Annotated in this window: 21 protein-coding genes and 1 other RNA gene; 15 read left to right on the top strand and 7 right to left on the bottom strand. The window is 42.5% G+C overall.

The window, feature by feature from the left end; translation table 11 throughout:
* Positions 1-9: 9 nt before the first annotated feature.
* Entirely contained in the window at positions 10-630 is a 621-nt protein-coding gene (recU, locus tag NSU05_RS10935; protein ID WP_004399067.1) for a Holliday junction resolvase RecU, read from the bottom strand.
* Between the two features lie 40 nt (positions 631-670).
* Between recU and NSU05_RS10930 the strand changes: the two genes are divergently transcribed.
* Positions 671-1,633 carry a DUF2515 domain-containing protein gene (locus tag NSU05_RS10930; RefSeq protein WP_015251830.1) on the top strand — a complete coding sequence of 321 codons (963 nt, stop codon included), beginning with the start codon at positions 671-673 and terminating at the stop codon, positions 1,631-1,633.
* A gap of 24 nt (positions 1,634-1,657) precedes the next feature.
* On the opposite strand, the gene sspM is transcribed toward NSU05_RS10930, so the two are convergent.
* On the bottom strand, positions 1,658-1,762 hold the full coding sequence (gene sspM, locus NSU05_RS10925; RefSeq protein ID WP_003225606.1) for an acid-soluble spore protein SspM: 105 nt from the start codon (positions 1,760-1,762) through the stop codon (positions 1,658-1,660).
* A gap of 196 nt (positions 1,763-1,958) precedes the next feature.
* Here sspM and NSU05_RS10920 point away from each other — a divergent pair, with 196 nt between their 5' ends.
* Both NSU05_RS10920 and NSU05_RS10915 read left to right on the top strand, forming a co-directional pair.
* Positions 1,959-2,204, top strand: coding sequence for a YppD family protein (locus NSU05_RS10920; protein ID WP_004398488.1), 246 nt, complete (start codon positions 1,959-1,961; stop codon positions 2,202-2,204).
* 45 nt (positions 2,205-2,249) lie between these two features.
* Positions 2,250-2,621 (top strand): YppE family protein, encoded by a 372-nt coding sequence (locus tag NSU05_RS10915; protein ID WP_003246080.1) that lies wholly within the window; start codon positions 2,250-2,252, stop codon positions 2,619-2,621.
* A gap of 38 nt (positions 2,622-2,659) precedes the next feature.
* Here NSU05_RS10915 and NSU05_RS10910 read toward each other — a convergent pair whose 3' ends face one another.
* Positions 2,660-2,848, bottom strand: a complete 189-nt coding sequence (locus tag NSU05_RS10910; protein ID WP_003230690.1) for a YppF family protein — start codon at positions 2,846-2,848, stop codon at positions 2,660-2,662.
* Positions 2,849-3,034: 186 nt separating this feature from the next.
* Between NSU05_RS10910 and NSU05_RS10905 the strand changes: the two genes are divergently transcribed.
* A complete protein-coding gene (locus NSU05_RS10905) occupies positions 3,035-3,412 on the top strand; it encodes a YppG family protein (protein ID WP_004398696.1) in 378 nt (125 codons plus the stop codon).
* 20 nt (positions 3,413-3,432) lie between these two features.
* Here the strand turns inward: NSU05_RS10905 and NSU05_RS10900 are convergent, their stop codons facing one another.
* A complete protein-coding gene (locus NSU05_RS10900; protein WP_004398640.1) occupies positions 3,433-3,852 on the bottom strand; it encodes an Hsp20/alpha crystallin family protein in 420 nt (139 codons plus the stop codon).
* Between the two features lie 137 nt (positions 3,853-3,989).
* Here NSU05_RS10900 and NSU05_RS10895 point away from each other — a divergent pair, with 137 nt between their 5' ends.
* The 9 genes from NSU05_RS10895 to NSU05_RS10855 all read left to right on the top strand — a co-directional run bounded on the left by NSU05_RS10895 (position 3,990) and on the right by NSU05_RS10855 (position 11,354).
* Positions 3,990-4,496, top strand: a complete 507-nt coding sequence (locus NSU05_RS10895; protein WP_015483368.1) for a PTS glucose transporter subunit IIA — start codon at positions 3,990-3,992, stop codon at positions 4,494-4,496.
* A gap of 102 nt (positions 4,497-4,598) precedes the next feature.
* Positions 4,599-6,848 carry an ATP-dependent helicase MrfA gene (gene mrfA / locus NSU05_RS10890; protein WP_038429202.1) on the top strand — a complete coding sequence of 750 codons (2,250 nt, stop codon included), beginning with the start codon at positions 4,599-4,601 and terminating at the stop codon, positions 6,846-6,848.
* Between the two features lie 15 nt (positions 6,849-6,863).
* The gene (gene mrfB, locus NSU05_RS10885; protein WP_003230703.1) at positions 6,864-8,105 is read left to right on the top strand and encodes a metal-dependent exonucleaseMrfB; all 1,242 of its coding nucleotides are present in this window, start codon (positions 6,864-6,866) and stop codon (positions 8,103-8,105) included.
* A gap of 100 nt (positions 8,106-8,205) precedes the next feature.
* Positions 8,206-8,334 carry a hypothetical protein gene (locus NSU05_RS10880; RefSeq protein ID WP_003230707.1) on the top strand — a complete coding sequence of 43 codons (129 nt, stop codon included), beginning with the start codon at positions 8,206-8,208 and terminating at the stop codon, positions 8,332-8,334.
* 83 nt (positions 8,335-8,417) lie between these two features.
* Complete coding sequence (gene cotD, locus NSU05_RS10875) at positions 8,418-8,645, top strand: spore coat protein CotD (RefSeq protein WP_010886551.1); 228 nt, start codon at positions 8,418-8,420, stop codon at positions 8,643-8,645.
* Between the two features lie 88 nt (positions 8,646-8,733).
* Positions 8,734-9,276 carry a DUF1273 domain-containing protein gene (locus NSU05_RS10870; RefSeq protein WP_029726791.1) on the top strand — a complete coding sequence of 181 codons (543 nt, stop codon included), beginning with the start codon at positions 8,734-8,736 and terminating at the stop codon, positions 9,274-9,276.
* A 77-nt stretch (positions 9,277-9,353) separates the two neighbouring features.
* Complete coding sequence (gene gpsB / locus NSU05_RS10865) at positions 9,354-9,650, top strand: cell division regulator GpsB (protein WP_003225629.1); 297 nt, start codon at positions 9,354-9,356, stop codon at positions 9,648-9,650.
* A gap of 65 nt (positions 9,651-9,715) precedes the next feature.
* Positions 9,716-10,096: RNase P RNA component class B (gene rnpB / locus NSU05_RS10860), an RNA gene on the top strand.
* Between the two features lie 100 nt (positions 10,097-10,196).
* Positions 10,197-11,354 (top strand): class I SAM-dependent RNA methyltransferase, encoded by a 1,158-nt coding sequence (locus tag NSU05_RS10855; RefSeq protein ID WP_009967571.1) that lies wholly within the window; start codon positions 10,197-10,199, stop codon positions 11,352-11,354.
* A 52-nt stretch (positions 11,355-11,406) separates the two neighbouring features.
* Here NSU05_RS10855 and NSU05_RS10850 read toward each other — a convergent pair whose 3' ends face one another.
* The gene (locus tag NSU05_RS10850; protein WP_010327933.1) at positions 11,407-11,559 is read right to left on the bottom strand and encodes a YpzG family protein; all 153 of its coding nucleotides are present in this window, start codon (positions 11,557-11,559) and stop codon (positions 11,407-11,409) included.
* A gap of 163 nt (positions 11,560-11,722) precedes the next feature.
* Between NSU05_RS10850 and NSU05_RS10845 the strand changes: the two genes are divergently transcribed.
* Together NSU05_RS10845 and NSU05_RS10840 are read left to right on the top strand one after the other, a co-directional pair.
* A complete protein-coding gene (locus NSU05_RS10845; protein ID WP_003246090.1) occupies positions 11,723-11,914 on the top strand; it encodes a hypothetical protein in 192 nt (63 codons plus the stop codon).
* A gap of 102 nt (positions 11,915-12,016) precedes the next feature.
* Positions 12,017-13,942 (top strand): ATP-dependent DNA helicase, encoded by a 1,926-nt coding sequence (locus NSU05_RS10840; protein WP_339203953.1) that lies wholly within the window; start codon positions 12,017-12,019, stop codon positions 13,940-13,942.
* 40 nt (positions 13,943-13,982) lie between these two features.
* Here the strand turns inward: NSU05_RS10840 and kduD are convergent, their stop codons facing one another.
* Together kduD and kduI are read right to left on the bottom strand one after the other, a co-directional pair.
* Complete coding sequence (gene kduD, locus NSU05_RS10835) at positions 13,983-14,747, bottom strand: 2-dehydro-3-deoxy-D-gluconate 5-dehydrogenase KduD (RefSeq protein ID WP_029726792.1); 765 nt, start codon at positions 14,745-14,747, stop codon at positions 13,983-13,985.
* 1 nt (position 14,748) lies between these two features.
* Positions 14,749-15,576 (bottom strand): 5-dehydro-4-deoxy-D-glucuronate isomerase, encoded by an 828-nt coding sequence (gene kduI / locus NSU05_RS10830; protein WP_029726793.1) that lies wholly within the window; start codon positions 15,574-15,576, stop codon positions 14,749-14,751.
* Between the last annotated feature and the right edge of the window lie 39 nt (positions 15,577-15,615).

Genomic DNA, 15,615 nt, shown 5'->3' with positions numbered 1-15,615 from the left:
TTTCGTTAATCAACCTTTCGCACCAGATGATGGCGAAAAATAAAGCTGTTCAATAATACTAATATAATCAATTCTGGGTGCGTATCCAAGAGAAATCGGATAAGCTGTTTCTTCCAACTCATCTTTTCGAATTGATTTTCTGCCGTTTTTTTCTTTTCTGTCCCAGAAATAAAACAGCTTATCGGCTTCCAAAAAATAAACCTGGTCGAAAGCGGATATAATAACAAAACAAATACCGTCTTGAGCCTTTACCTGCTTCATGTGCTCGATTTGATGGTCATGAAAATTCTGCAGGGGGAAAGAGGTCTTGTTTTTCGTTTCTTTCGCCTCAAAATCAATATACCGCCCTTTGTAAATCCCATTGTAGTCTGTTGTCGATGATTGTTTAAAGTAAGCTTCTTTAATCACTGCGGCACTTCTTTTTGGATAATGGACATTTACAATTTGAACAGGTGTCGGCTTTTTGTGTATAACGGCAATTTGGTTTGTCAGATAATACTTATTCGTTTCGTTTAAGTCATCTTCGAGGGTCATTCCGCGATTACTGTAAGACGGGGCCCTTTTCTGACTGTTTTGGGATGAAACCGAATGTTTCGGCTGAAATGTTTTTCCGTTAGGATACCGAATCACTTTCTCATCCTCCTTATTAAACTAATCATGACGGAAGTGAATGAACGTGCAAGAACAACAGACCATTAGAAAGCTTCTGAGCCGGATTGAGCGGCAGACAAAAATAAAAAACGCGGATAACATTTCAAGAACAAATGCTTATAAAGCATTTTACGACCGTCATCCGGAAATCAAATGGTCACTCTTGGCTTCTTTCGTTTCTCGTAATGCCGGCTGGTCAATGACTGACTTAAAAGGCAGTCTGTTTCAGCTTGGACTCCGTGAGAGACAGCAAAAATGGTTCTTTTTAGCCTATGAAAGAGCGAACTGGCTTATTTTTTCGGATGCCTATCCGCAGCTTCTTTTATACCACTGGTCAAAAAGAGTTGGGAAGCCGCTGTTTCATCTGCTGCATGTGTTTGGCGTCTCGCAATTTATGTCGGAAGAATGGACCCGTTTTTGGCATGAGCGAAATACGGAGCGGCTAATGTATGCCCTCATTATAAATGAACAAAACACTATCCAAACACCTATTATACAAAATCCTTCGTTTAAAAAGAATGTTTTTGACACGATTCCTTTTTATTTAAGTGACTGGTTTCATTTTAACACCGTTATTTTTCCTTCCTCAAATGGGTTTTTTTACGGCATTTCAGTGAAACGCTTTTCAAAGGCGGAGGAAAGGATAAGGCTGGGAAAGCAGCTGTCTCAATTGCTGTTCAAGCCAGAATTGTTCTCCTCTTTTTATCACTTTTTGCACACAGTGCCGCACACAGGTTCCCGTTTTGATATGGAAAAGATGATCGGGATTACAAAAAGAACATCTCCTATGCTAAGGACATGCTACCCTGAGTTAATCCACTCATTAGACGGAACGAAAACAGATTGGTTTCATGGAAAGATAAAGAAAACGTTCTTTAGGCGCGAGGAATTGCCGAAGCAGATTGAATTGACAGACTGGTATTTACATAAAAAGCGCCAGCTTCATGCGCTTTTTGCGGTGGAGCAGTGGCTGAAAAAATAAAGAAGCAAGGAAATTCCTTGCTTCTTACGTAGAAGGGCGGTTCGGGCCGCCTAATTTTTTATCTAAAGAATCGATTGCCTTTGATTCAGTCTTTTTTTGCTGGCCGGCTTTTTTCGGTCTTGTTTTCATACGGCACCTCCTCACAAGTATCGTTTGCATTAACGAGGAGGATCATACAATTTTGCGGGTGTTTTTGTCGAAAACTTCAGCTTTTCGTGGAATACCTGTTTGTTTGGCGATTTGCTTCTAGTTTTGTCATGAGGAAGGAAAGAGCCTTGAGAGCAAAGAATGTTAACCGGGAGAGACAAGAAAGGGAGGTACACGAATGTCCGGTTATGTATGCAAGACAGATATTCTCCGTATGCTTTCTGATATAGAAGATGAATTAACGCGAGCTGAGCAAAGCCTGAATCATTCTGTAAATGCATTAGAGGCTGAGATGCGGGAAACGGAAAACGATCGCCTGAGTGTGCTGGAAGAAGAAATCATAGATCTTCATATTTGTATAAATGAGCTGTATCAATCGCCTGAACACAGGTATGCGTTTGAGAAGGTATACCGCATCGGCTGAATTTGCGAGTGAAATTTGGTACGATAGGCATTGAGGTGAAAGATATTGCTATCACAAACTTTGCTGGAAATGACCGAGCAAATGATTGAAGTTGCTGAAAAAGGCGCTGATCGGTATCAGGAAGGAAAAAACAGTAATCATTCTTATGATTTTTTTGAGACGATAAAGCCTGCAGTTGAAGAGAATGATGAACTGGCTGCTCGCTGGGCAGAGGGTGCTCTTGAATTGATAAAAGTCCGCCGGCCAAAATATGTGCATAAAGAGCAAATTGAGGCCGTAAAGGATAATTTCCTGGAATTGGTCCTTCAATCTTATGTTCATCATATTCATAAAAAACGATTCAAGGACATCACTGAGTCAGTCCTTTATACATTGCACGCAGTAAAGGATGAAATTGCAAGAGAAGACAGCCGGTAAAAGGCTGTCTTCTTTTCGTTTTTATAGGGGGCCGGACGTTAATTCATCTCATATGCCGGGCTTTCTGCTCCATTTGCTTCGAGAACCTTCATACTGTTACGAAACTCAGTTATGCTGAGATGTCCTTGAATATAGAGGAACTTGGCAAAGTCCATCAGTTTATTCATACAGTCTGTTTCATATTTCTTCATTTCTGCAAAACGTTTGCTTAAGTATGATACGTTCATTATGGTGCATCCCCTCTCATCTGTATTGAAAATATGGTACCATAATGATTCGACTTTTTTCTGTTTTTAAAAAATTTAAACTTTCGACACAATTTGACAAATGCTAATCATCACTTGTGACACAAACAATAGAAGTCATTCATACATATATAGAAGAGAAATATGTTGTGTTTAGGGGGAATCGCAATGAACGGGAGCTCTCGAAGCTATCCTCGGCAAATGGGCTATTATTATCCTCAGCATATGCAAGGATATTATCAGCAGGCTGCACCCGGTTATTTAGAGCAACAACTGCCTCAGCAGCATTATGGACAGCAGGATTATTATCAGCCTTATGCTCCGATCCAGCCTATGCCTATGCAGCCGCCTGTATTTTCTAACCCTTATCCTATCCCAAGGCCTAATCAACAGCAGCCTTCACAATTTCAAAGCATTATGTCGCAGTTCAAAAAAGCCAATGGGCAATTTGATTTTAATAAAATGATGGATACGACAGGTCAAGTAATGAGTGCAATGAATCAGGTCGGATCTTTAATAAAGGGATTTACCAGCTTTTTTAAATGATAGAAGCATGAATGAATCGTTCATTCATGCTTATTTTTTGGAAAGAAAAGTGTCATTGTCTGCTCGTTCCAAGACGTTTCCATATCTTCTTGGCGAACTTCATAAGGCAGCTGAACCGTTCTTGTCATGCTTGTAAAGGTAGCCTCATTTTGGTGTTTCTGTTTTTCTTGGAGTGTTACATGGAGATACCTCGATTTAACATCAACGACGATCTCGCCATCTCGAAACGTCGCCGGAATGGTAATATCGATATACAGCCCAGTATCTCTTTCTCTGACATGTATGGTCGTCTGCACATCCTTTAAACTCGAGTTGATTAGGTTCTGAAATCCGTTTATAAGGTTGCCGAACGCTGAGGATTGAAAAAGAGTGTCGATTGCCTCCGTTATGATTTCTTCTTTCTTTTGCAGTTCGTTCTTTTTGTCATCATGGAATTCCAATATCGCCACCGCCTTTTTTAACCAGATTATGCGTCTATGCCAGATGTTGTTATAAATTGAAGCAAAATTGAAAGTGTGGTTAAATAGTGGTGAATGAAGGGATAACGGTTGAAGTGAATGAGAAGGGAGAAAATACATTGCTGAAAAAATTATTCGGAATGGGCAAAACTCAGGAAAAGGTGACAGAAGAGGTTATTTATTCTCCGGCAGACGGTACAGTAATGGACCTGTCAGATGTGCCGGACCCTGTTTTTTCACAGAAAATGATGGGAGAAGGAATAGCGGTGGAACCTTCTAGCGGTGAAATCGTATCTCCCGCTGAAGGTGAAGTCATTCAGATTTTCCACACCAAACACGCCGTTGGCATTCGGACTCGCTCGGGAATTGAGCTGTTAATTCATGTCGGGCTGGAGACAGTTAATATGAACGGAGAAGGATTTACTGCCCACATTAAAGAAGGGGATAAAGTGAAGGTCGGTGACCCGCTGATTACATGTGATTTGGAATTAATAAAAGAAAAAGCGAGCAGCACAGTCATCCCAATCGTTATAATGAATGGTGAGGCTGTAGGATCAATTGTACCGGCAGGCGAAAAGGCTGCTCGTAAAGGCGAATCAAAGCTCCTTACAATAAAAGCGAAATAAGCAGGGCGTATGCCTTGCTTTTTTTATTCAACTGTATAAAATTTGCACCTAGCCATGCAAACAAATATTCGGTAAACTGTACTTGACAAAGAGGTGTAAAGAATGAAAAAGAAATCACTGACTGAACTCATTTCTGATTTAAAAGGAAATGAAAACGTTGTGAATTGGCATGAAATTGAGCCTCGGGAAGCAAAAACAAGGCCTATGCCCGAAAGTATAGACGAGAGAATCAAAGCGGCCCTTTCGAAAAGGGGCATTGATGAACTATATACTCACCAATATTCCGCTTTTCAATATGTGCAAAAAGGAGAGAGCATCGTTACCGTAACGCCAACAGCATCAGGAAAAACGTTATGCTACAACCTCCCAGTCCTGCAGTCCATCGCCCAAGATGAAACAAACCGGGCGTTATATTTATTTCCGACTAAAGCGCTGGCACAAGACCAAAAGAGCGAGCTAAATGAAATTATTGATGAAATGGGCATTGATATTAAAAGCTTTACATATGACGGGGATACGTCTCCGGCAATCAGACAAAAGGTGAGAAAAGCAGGTCATATTGTCATTACAAACCCCGATATGCTGCATTCTGCCATTCTACCGCATCATACGAAATGGGTCAGTTTGTTTGAAAACCTTAAGTATATCGTCATCGATGAGCTTCATACGTATCGAGGTGTGTTCGGCAGCCATGTGGCAAATGTGATCCGGCGGCTAAAGCGGATCTGCCGGTTTTATGGAAGTGATCCGGTTTTTATTTGTACTTCCGCAACAATTGCCAACCCAAAGGAATTGGGAGAACAGCTGACAGGTAACCCGATGCGGCTGGTCGATGACAACGGCGCACCGAGCGGACGCAAGCATTTTGTGTTTTACAATCCGCCAATTGTGAACAAACCGCTCAATATTAGAAGGAGCGCAACCGCAGAAGTGAATGAACTGGCGAAAGAGTTCCTTAAAAACAAAGTGCAGACCATTGTTTTTGCCAGAAGCAGAGTTCGGGTGGAAATTATTTTAAGCCATATTCAGGAGCTTGTGAAAAAAGAGATTGGAACAAAATCAATCAGAGGCTATCGGGGAGGCTACCTGCCGAAAGAGCGAAGAGAAATCGAAAAAGGCCTGAGAGAAGGCGACATTTTAGGAGTGGTCAGTACGAATGCCTTAGAGCTTGGTGTTGATATCGGCCAGCTGCAAGTGTGTGTAATGACGGGGTATCCCGGAAGTGTTGCAAGTGCTTGGCAGCAGGCGGGACGAGCCGGCAGAAGACACGGTGAATCTTTGATTATCATGGTAGCCAATTCAACACCGATTGACCAATATATTGTGCGGCATCCTGAATATTTCTTTAATCGTTCGCCTGAATCTGCAAGAATCAATCCGGAGAATTTGATTATTTTAGTAGACCACTTAAAGTGTGCGGCTTATGAGCTTCCTTTTAGAGCTGATGAAGAATTTGGACCCATGGAAGTCAGTGATATTCTTGAGTATCTTGAGGAAGAGGCTGTTCTTCACCGCAACGGCGAACGGTACCATTGGGCAAGTGAGTCGTTCCCTGCTTCAAACATCAGTTTGCGTTCCGCCTCCCAGGAAAATGTCGTGATAGTTGATCAGTCGGATATTGCAAATGTAAGGATTATCGGTGAAATGGACCGTTTTAGTGCGATGACGCTTTTGCATGATGAAGCGATTTATTTGCATGAAGGCGTTCAGTATCAAGTTGAGAAGCTCGATTGGGACCATAAAAAGGCGTATGTCAGAAAAGTCGATGTCGAATATTATACGGATGCAAACCTGGCAGTTCAGCTGAAGGTATTAGAAATCGATAAAACGAAAGAAAAAAGCCGTACGTCATTGCACTACGGAGACGTCACTGTCAATGCCCTGCCGACCATTTTTAAAAAAATAAAAATGACCACTTTTGAAAATATTGGGTCTGGACCTATTCATTTGCCGGAAGAAGAACTGCATACAAGTGCAGCTTGGCTCGAAATCAAAACAGCGGATGAAGACATCGGGGAAAAGACACTGGAACAGCTGCTTCTTGGCATCTCGAATGTGCTGCAGCATATTGTCCCTGTGTATATCATGTGTGATCGAAATGATGTTCATGTTGTTTCTCAAATTAAAGCAGCCCATACCGGATTGTCAACCATATTTTTATATGATCATTATCCGGGCGGTATCGGTTTGGCGGAGGAAGTCTTTAAACGTTTTTCAGACATTAATGAAGCGGCGAAACAACTGATTACACATTGTCCTTGTCATGACGGCTGTCCGTCTTGTATAGGTACGGAAATAGAAGGGATAAAAGCAAAGGAAAGAATTTTGCAGCTGTTGGATCAAATGTCGTAAGGAGGGAGGCCGGATATGTCATTAAAAGGGAAACTCCAACGGATGAAAAAGCACATGGCGCTCGACGAAGGAGAACAAAAAATAGAAGCAGGCAAACAAGAAAACCACTTTGATGACATCCCGTTTTTAGAAGAGTGGGAGGCTTTTGGCATGAAGCCTTTCATCTTCGAAGATGAATATTGCCTCATCAGAGAAGTAGAATATCCGCTTTCTCACCGCCATGGGTTATACAGCTTTTCTGAGCTTGAGGAAGTGATCACACTGTGGAATCAAAGCGGCCTGTCGCATACATTGTCAGCAAAAGGGTATAACAAAAACAACCTCTTTTTCTTTGATACAGAAACAACCGGTCTTGGGGGTGGAGCTGGGAATACCATTTTTTTGCTTGGGCATGCGAGAGTATATGAAGACCGAGTGACAGTCAAACAGCATCTTTTGCCCAAACCGGGGAACGAAGTCGCCTTGTACCAAAGCTTTTTAAGCGAGGTTGACATTACATCACTTGTGACCTACAACGGCAAAGCCTTTGATTGGCCGCAGGTGAAAACAAGGCACACCTTGATCCGTGACAGACTTCCGAAGCTTCCGGAGTTTGGCCACTTTGATCTTTTGCATGGAGCTAGACGCCTGTGGAAACACAAAATGGACCGTGTATCTCTTGGCACGGTTGAAAAAGAGGAGCTCGGCATCCGCAGGCTAGAAGACACACCGGGCTACTTGGCGCCAATGCTTTACTTTCATTTTATCAAGGCGCAAGAGCCGGATCTTTTAAAAGGTGTCCTGCATCATAATGAAATGGATGTGTTATCACTCATTTCATTGTACATCCATATGTCTAAAAAAATCCTTTCAGAATCACATGCGCCAAAAGAACACAGTGAAGCCTATGCTATGGCGAAATGGTTTATGGCTCATAAAGAAACGGACCAAGCGATCAAGCAGTTGGAAAGGCTTATAGAAAAATCGTTTGAGGACCAGGACAGTGCACGGCTGGATTTATCGCTCCTGTACAAAAAACAAAATCGCTTGGAAGAAGCAGTGCCGCTTTGGGAAAAGCTGTCCCGCTCGCAAAACCAGAAGTGCAGATACGCTGCTGTAATAGAGCTCGCGAAATATTTTGAGCATAAGAAAAAAGAATTCGGAAAAGCATTGCAAATAGCAGAGCAATTGCTTAGCGATGCGGCATGCTTATCAGAGAAAGAAACTGAAAAACTGCATGTGAGAATTGCCCGGCTGAAGAGGAAATATTCCTCTTAAATATTCCCCGGGAAAGCGCAAAAGACGACTTGTTTCGCCATGAATTTTTTTTGCTGAATTCACATTGATTTTGTTGTAGAATAGCGGCGAATCCTGTAAAATGACGTTAGTTATTTTTAAAGGGAGAGTTGGTATGTATAAGGGTGTTTTTTACTTGTTCTTTGTTGTGGTATTTTTGATTGCTTTTGTGTTTTCAAACTTTAAAGACAGCTTAATTGCACACTTTTAAAATAGGTCTTTGCATCAGAACATGTACCCCTTATTTTTCATAGCTTAGTATTGTAATAAAGTTTATGGAAAGGGGATTTTATCATGCATCACTGCAGACCGCATATGATGGCGCCAATTGTCCATCCTACTCATTGCTGTGAACACCATACGTTTTCGAAGACTATCGTGCCGCACATTCACCCACAGCATACAACAAACGTAAACCACCAGCATTTTCAGCACGTTCACTACTTTCCACACACTTTCTCAAATGTTGACCCGGCTACGCATCAGCATTTTCAAGCAGGAAAACCTTGCTGCGACTATTAGTATGGAAAACGTGCAGCTTGATGGTGTAAACAATGCAGCACAACAAATGGGGCCCACGGGAGCCCCATTTTTTAAAGCAGGTGAAATGATGAAAGTATTGGCAATAACGGGCTATAAACCGTTTGAACTGGGGATATTTAAGCAGGATGACAAGGCGCTGTATTACATAAAAAAAGCCATTAAGAACCGGCTGATTGCTTTTTTGGATGAAGGATTAGAATGGATTTTAATTTCGGGCCAGCTTGGAGTTGAGCTGTGGGCGGCAGAAGTTGCATATGATTTGCAGGAGGAATACCCTGACTTAAAGGTAGCTGTCATCACACCATTTTACGAGCAGGAAAAGAACTGGAAAGAACCGAATAAGGAACAGTATGAAGCAGTTCTGGCTCAGGCAGACTATGAAGCAAGCCTGACTCACCGTCCTTATGAAAGCCCGCTTCAATTCAAACAAAAAAATCAGTTCTTCATTGATAAGTCCGACGGGCTTCTGCTTTTATATGACCCGGAAAAGGAAGGCTCCCCTAAGTATATGCTTGGGACAGCGGAAAAAAGGCGCGAACAGGATAGCTATCCCATCTACTTTATTACAATGGATGACTTGAGAGTGACAGTGGAGGAAGACAGCTACTAACAAAGAGAGAGAAATTTGACAACCGTACAGATTTCTGAAAAAATATATGTGATGATTCACGATACGAGGTGAAAAAGATGCTTGCTGATAAAGTAAAGCTTTCTGCGAAAGAAATTTTGGAAAAAGAATTTAAAACAGGCGTTAGAGGCTACAAGCAAGAAGACGTTGACAAATTTTTAGATATGATTATTAAGGATTATGAAACCTTCCATCAAGAAATTGAAGAACTGCAGCAGGAAAATCTGCAGCTGAAAAAACAGCTTGAAGAAGCCAGCAAAAAACAGCCTGTGCAATCTAACACAACAAACTTTGATATTTTAAAACGGCTGTCTAACTTAGAAAAACACGTTTTTGGCAGCAAACTTTATGATTGATCACGCTTGAAAAAAATGGCGCTTGTAAATTGTAATCAGTTGTTATATAATAATTCATGTTCTTAACGTTCGGGTAATCGCTGCAGATCTTGAATCTGTAGAGGAAAGTCCATGCTCGCACGGTGCTGAGATGCCCGTAGTGTTCGTGCCTAGCGAAGTCATAAGCTAGGGCAGTCTTTAGAGGCTGACGGCAGGAAAAAAGCCTACGTCTTCGGATATGGCTGAGTATCCTTGAAAGTGCCACAGTGACGAAGTCTCACTAGAAATGGTGAGAGTGGAACGCGGTAAACCCCTCGAGCGAGAAACCCAAATTTTGGTAGGGGAACCTTCTTAACGGAATTCAACGGAGAGAAGGACAGAATGCTTTCTGTAGATAGATGATTGCCGCCTGAGTACGAGGTGATGAGCCGTTTGCAGTACGACGGAACAAAACATGGCTTACAGAACGTTAGACCACTTACATTTAAAATGATGAAAACAAGCTCTCCCGTATAAGGAGAGCTTTTATCTTGAAAAGAGAAAAGTTTTAAAAGACAGGGTGATACGATGAAGAAGTATACACTAATTGCAACGGCGCCGATGGGCATTGAAGCTGTTGTCGCAAAGGAAGTACGAGATTTAGGATACGAATGCAAGGTTGATAACGGGAAAGTTATTTTTGAAGGTGATGCACTTGCCATCTGCCGTGCGAACCTTTGGCTTAGAACAGCCGACCGTATAAAGGTTCAGGTTGCTTCTTTTAAAGCGAAAACATTTGATGAACTGTTTGAAAAAACGAAAGCGATTAACTGGCGCTCATTTATACCTGAAAACGGGAAATTCCCTGTCATCGGAAAATCGGTAAAATCAACACTTGCAAGCGTTCCCGACTGTCAGCGGATCGTCAAAAAAGCAATTGTCGAAAAGCTCAAGCTGCAGTCCGGCAAAGCCAATGATTGGATTGAAGAAACAGGTGCCGAGTATAAAGTCGAAATTTCTTTATTGAAAGATCAGGCTTTGATTACACTGGACTCATCAGGGACAGGCCTTCACAAACGAGGATACCGTGTCGATCAGGGCGGTGCGCCGATTAAAGAAACACTTGCTGCCGCTTTGGTGCAATTAACCAATTGGACGCCGGACCGCCCGTTTGTTGATCCTTTCTGTGGCTCCGGAACAATCGCGATAGAAGCGGCGCTAATTGGCCAAAACATCGCCCCGGGATTCAATCGCGATTTTGTTTCAGAGGATTGGGAATGGATCGGTAAAGATCTGTGGAACAAAGCGCGGCTTGAAGTCGAAGAAAAGGCAAATTATGATCAGCCGCTTACAATTTTCGCTAGCGACATAGACCACCGCATGGTTCAAATCGCAAAAGAAAATGCAGAGGAAGCAGGATTGGGAGATCTAATCCAGTTCAAACAGATGCAGGTCAAAGACTTTACCACAAATCTGGAATTTGGCGTAATTGTCGGCAACCCGCCATATGGAGAGCGTCTCGGCGAGAAAAAAGCCGTTGAGCAGATGTACAAAGAAATGGGGCAGGCGTTCGAGCCGCTTGATACTTGGTCTGTGTATATGCTGACATCAAATGAAAACTTTGAGGAAGCATATGGCAGAAAAGCAACGAAGAAACGAAAACTCTTTAACGGGTTTATTAAAACGGATTATTATCAATACTGGTCAAAAGTAAGACCGCAGCGCAAGAAAACAGAAAACGCATAAAAAGAAGACGCTCTGCATGCGTCTTCTTTCATCTTTCAGCCCTATTCTATCGTTACCAACGGTGAGCTTTCGCGTTGCTTCTCAATATAATGTTGGTTTGGGACATTTCAGTGTGACCGTTTACTTGAGACTTAGAACGTTTAGGCCGCGTCCAATTGTGATGAAACAGTTCAGAATGCTGATCTAATCGGTTTCTATAACTCATGTCAACATCACTCCCTGATAGAATATTGTTGATAAGACGGATAATCCGGAGACGGAATATCAAGTGTAGTTTGTGCATGTTTCGGTGATAACATGCGGTAAAGCATGTATATAAAATGAAAAGTTCGCATACAATGATGATTATTTCCATCAGAGGTGATCTCATGCTGAACAGCGAACATTTTAATCTTATTCAAAGGGCGCTTGACGCAACAGCAAACGAGCTGAAGGAGCTCGGGACTGATTCGTCTCCGTCTGTGATTTCGCATGCGCAAACTGATTTAGAAAAAGCGGTAGAACATATTTATTCAACAGACCATCCTTTTTTATCGTCGCATGTGATCAATCGTAAGTAAACTGCAAAAAACTTGGCATTGCCAAGTTTTTTTATTGTATTCATCAGCGGAAAATGATATTATTGGTGGTCTGAATGTCGAATAGTTGGGGGTTGGAACTAGGTGACAACATCACGTTTGCCTTTTTCTTTAACGAAAACAAAGAATTTTTATGAAGAATTGAACAATTGGATTGGTGACGTGTTTTACGATATCCTTCCCGAAAAAGGGTTTGATCTTCGGGACGAGCAAGTATTTATGGCTTTTCAGCTGGAGCGGGCGTTTAAAGAGAAAAAAGTCATGTTCGCCGAAGCTGGAGTGGGAACGGGGAAAACGCTGGTATATCTTCTTTTTGCAATCAGCTATGCAAGGTATGTCGGCAAACCCGCCATCATCGCTTGTGCAGATGAAACATTAATTGAACAGCTAGTGAAAAAAGAGGGCGATATTTCTAAGCTGGCTGAGCATCTTGATCTGAAAATTGATACAAGGCTGTCAAAATCACATGAGCAATATTTATGCTTGAAGAAGCTTGAAAAAACAATGCAGCGTTCTGATGATGATAAATGGCTGGATCTTTATGAGTCGTTACCGTCATTTGTCCACGAGTCACAGGCGATGCAGCGCTTTTATCCGTATGGCGACCGTAAGCAGTACGCAAATCTATCGAATGAAGAGTGGTCTGACGTAAGCTACGACTCGTTTCAGGACTGTCTGACTTGTGATATGAGACACAGATGCGGTCTGACACTTTCCAGAGATTACTACCGCAAGTCAACGGACTTAATCATATGTTCCCATGATTTTTATATGGAGCATGTGTGGACGGAAGAATCACGCAAACGAGAGGGGCAGCTGCCGCTCTTGCCTGATCATAGTGCAGTTGTATTTGATGAGGGGCATTTGTTAGAGTTTGCTGCGCAAAAAGCGCTAACCTATAGAGTGAAGCAGTCTACTCTTGAATTGTTTTTAGAACGATTGCTGCAAAATGACATCAGAGAAGAGTTTGCAGAATTGATTGAAGATGCGCTTCTCGCAAACGACGAATTTTTCTATGTTCTTTCTGAAGAATCAAAGGAAGTAGCCGGTTCACACCGTTTAGAAATAAAAAATGACCATCGTGTCAAAAAGGCGGCGGACGAGCTTTGCCGTTTACTTGATAAAATCGGTGAGGCACTTGTATTTGAGTCTGAAATGTATACGATTGATCAATACGAGCTGTCAGTAGTGGAAGAATATGTTGAACAAATGGCGTATTCATTATCTCTATATCAAAAGGATGCGATCAGCTGGCTGGAGAAAAAGGAAGCAGAATCAACCTTTGTCGTGATGCCGAGAACGGTAGCAGAAGTACTTGGCGAAAAAGTGTTTTCTAAGAAAATTCCTTATATCTTCTCTTCTGCTACGCTGTCAGAAGGCGGTTCGTTTGATTATATTGCCGACAGTCTTGGGATTCATGATTATTTGTCATTAACTGTTGATTCCCCTTATGATTATTACGAGCAAATGAGTATTAATCTATACGCAAAAACAGATATGGCCGCTGAACAAAAAACGGCTGAAACGATTGAAACAATCAAACGTTACAAAGGAAGAACGCTGGTGCTTTTCCCTTCTTTTGAAGAATTAAACGAGTTTAAAGAGCTGTCGGCGGCATGGGAACTGCCGTATCCAATTTTCTTTGAAGGTGATGAGGAAATCAGCAGCTTAGTAGAGAAATTCCAAGAGGAAGAAGAAACAGTACTTTGTTCAGTTCACTTATGGGAAGGACTCGACATTCCCGGTGACGCATTGAAGAATGTTACCATTTGGTCATTACCGTTCCCGCCACACGATCCTGTATTTACAGCGAAGCGCAACGGAGCGAAAAAAGATCCGTTCGAAGAAGTTGATCTGCCATATATGTTGTTACGTGTACGGCAGGGCATCGGGCGCCTGATTCGCTCGAATCAAGACAGCGGCTCGATTCACATTTACGCTGGCGGAGAAAATGAACGCATCATTGATGAGGTCAAAAAGGTCTTGCCTGTTGAACCGCACATGATGTAATGGAAAAAAGCTGACGATCGTTCGTCAGCTTTTTTATTTGTCAGCGGGATAGCCAGCCGCCATCAACTGCTAAAATATGTCCATTTACATAATCTGAAGCACGTGATGCCAAAAAGACTGCAGTCCCCCCGATATCATCCGCTTGGCCCCAGCGGCCGGCAGGAATTCTCTTTAAAATGTCCTCATTTCGCTTTTCGTCATCCCGAATAGGCTTTGTATTCGCAGTAGAAATATAGCCTGGGGCGATTGCGTTGACCTGAATACCTGACGCTGCCCACTCATTTGCAAATGATTTTGTCAAACCGGCAACAGCGTGTTTGCTCGCGGTGTAAGCCGGAACGAGGATGCCGCCTTGAAAAGACAGGAGAGAGGCAATATTAATAATCTTTCCATGACCTCTTTTCAGCATGTGCCTGCCAGCAAGCTGTGTCAGAATAAACAGGCTGTTTAGATTGACATTCAGTACGTGCTGCCAGTTCTCTTCTGAAAAATCTTCCGCTTTTTCCCGATGAATAATGCCGGCATTATTGACAAGGATGTGGATCTGCCTGTTTTCAAACAGCTCAGCTGCAGAATCCTTTATCGCTTCCGGCTTGCTCATGTCCAATGTAAAAGATGTAAATATCCGGCCTTCCTGTTCCACAAGCTGCTGTGTTTCAGACAGGCTGCTTTTATGTGATGTGCCGATAATATCAGCGCCAGCCCCGGCTAGGGCTTTGGCAATTCCTTGACCGATCCCTGTTCCAGGGCCTGTCACCAGCGCTGTTTTTCCTTCTAATGAAAAGGCGTCATGTAGATAACCCATCTTATTTCAGCCCATCCATCGGAACGAGATCCATGTCCGTAAATGTGTAATTTTCTCCAGCCATCGCCCACACAAAGCTATAGTTTGATGTTCCTGCGCCAGAATGAATAGACCAGGCGGGAGAAAGGACAGCCTGCTCATTTCCAACAACAAGATGGCGTGTTTCGTCCGGCTGGCCCATGAAATGAAATACCTTTGAATCCTTTTCAAGATCCAGATAAAGATAAGCCTCCATCCGACGGTCATGAACGTGTGCTGGCATGGTATTCCAGTTGTTGTTTTGATCTAACATCGTTATTCCCATCATCAGCTGACAGCTTTTAATGCCATCCTGATGAATAACTTTGTACAGACTTCTGACATTAGACGCTGCATCATCACCAAGGCGGTCCGGTGTCAGTTCAGCTAGGGCGGCTTTTTGTGTTGGATAGCTTTTGTGGGCGCAAGCGGAGACGAAGTAAAACTTCGCTTTTTCACCGTTCAGGCTTGAAAATGATACATCCTGATTACCCATTCCGATATAGAGAAAATCCTTTGTTTGAAGCACATATTCATCATCGCCGACTCTAACGGCACCAGGCTGGCTGACATTAATAATCCCGATTTCACGCCGTTCCAAAAAGAAGTCTGTTTTTAGAAAATCACCTGCATCAAGCTTCAGTTCACTTTGCCCTGGAGCCGCTCCGCCGATGACAACCCGGTCTTCATGTGAGTAATACATCGAAAGTTTGTTTTCTGTAAATAAAGGATCCATTAAGAAATGACTGCGAAGCTCCTCTGTTGTAAAGCGTTTTACTTGTTCAGGATGTACAGAATAACGATTTTCCATTATATTTCCCCCTTGGTTAGGATTTCAGCATCACTTGAA

Source organism: Bacillus sp. EU52 (assembly GCF_037964975.1).
GTDB lineage: Bacteria > Bacillota > Bacilli > Bacillales > Bacillaceae > Bacillus > Bacillus subtilis.
The sequence above is the reverse complement of the archived record's forward strand: the minus strand, read 5'-3'. Positions and strand labels throughout refer to the sequence as shown.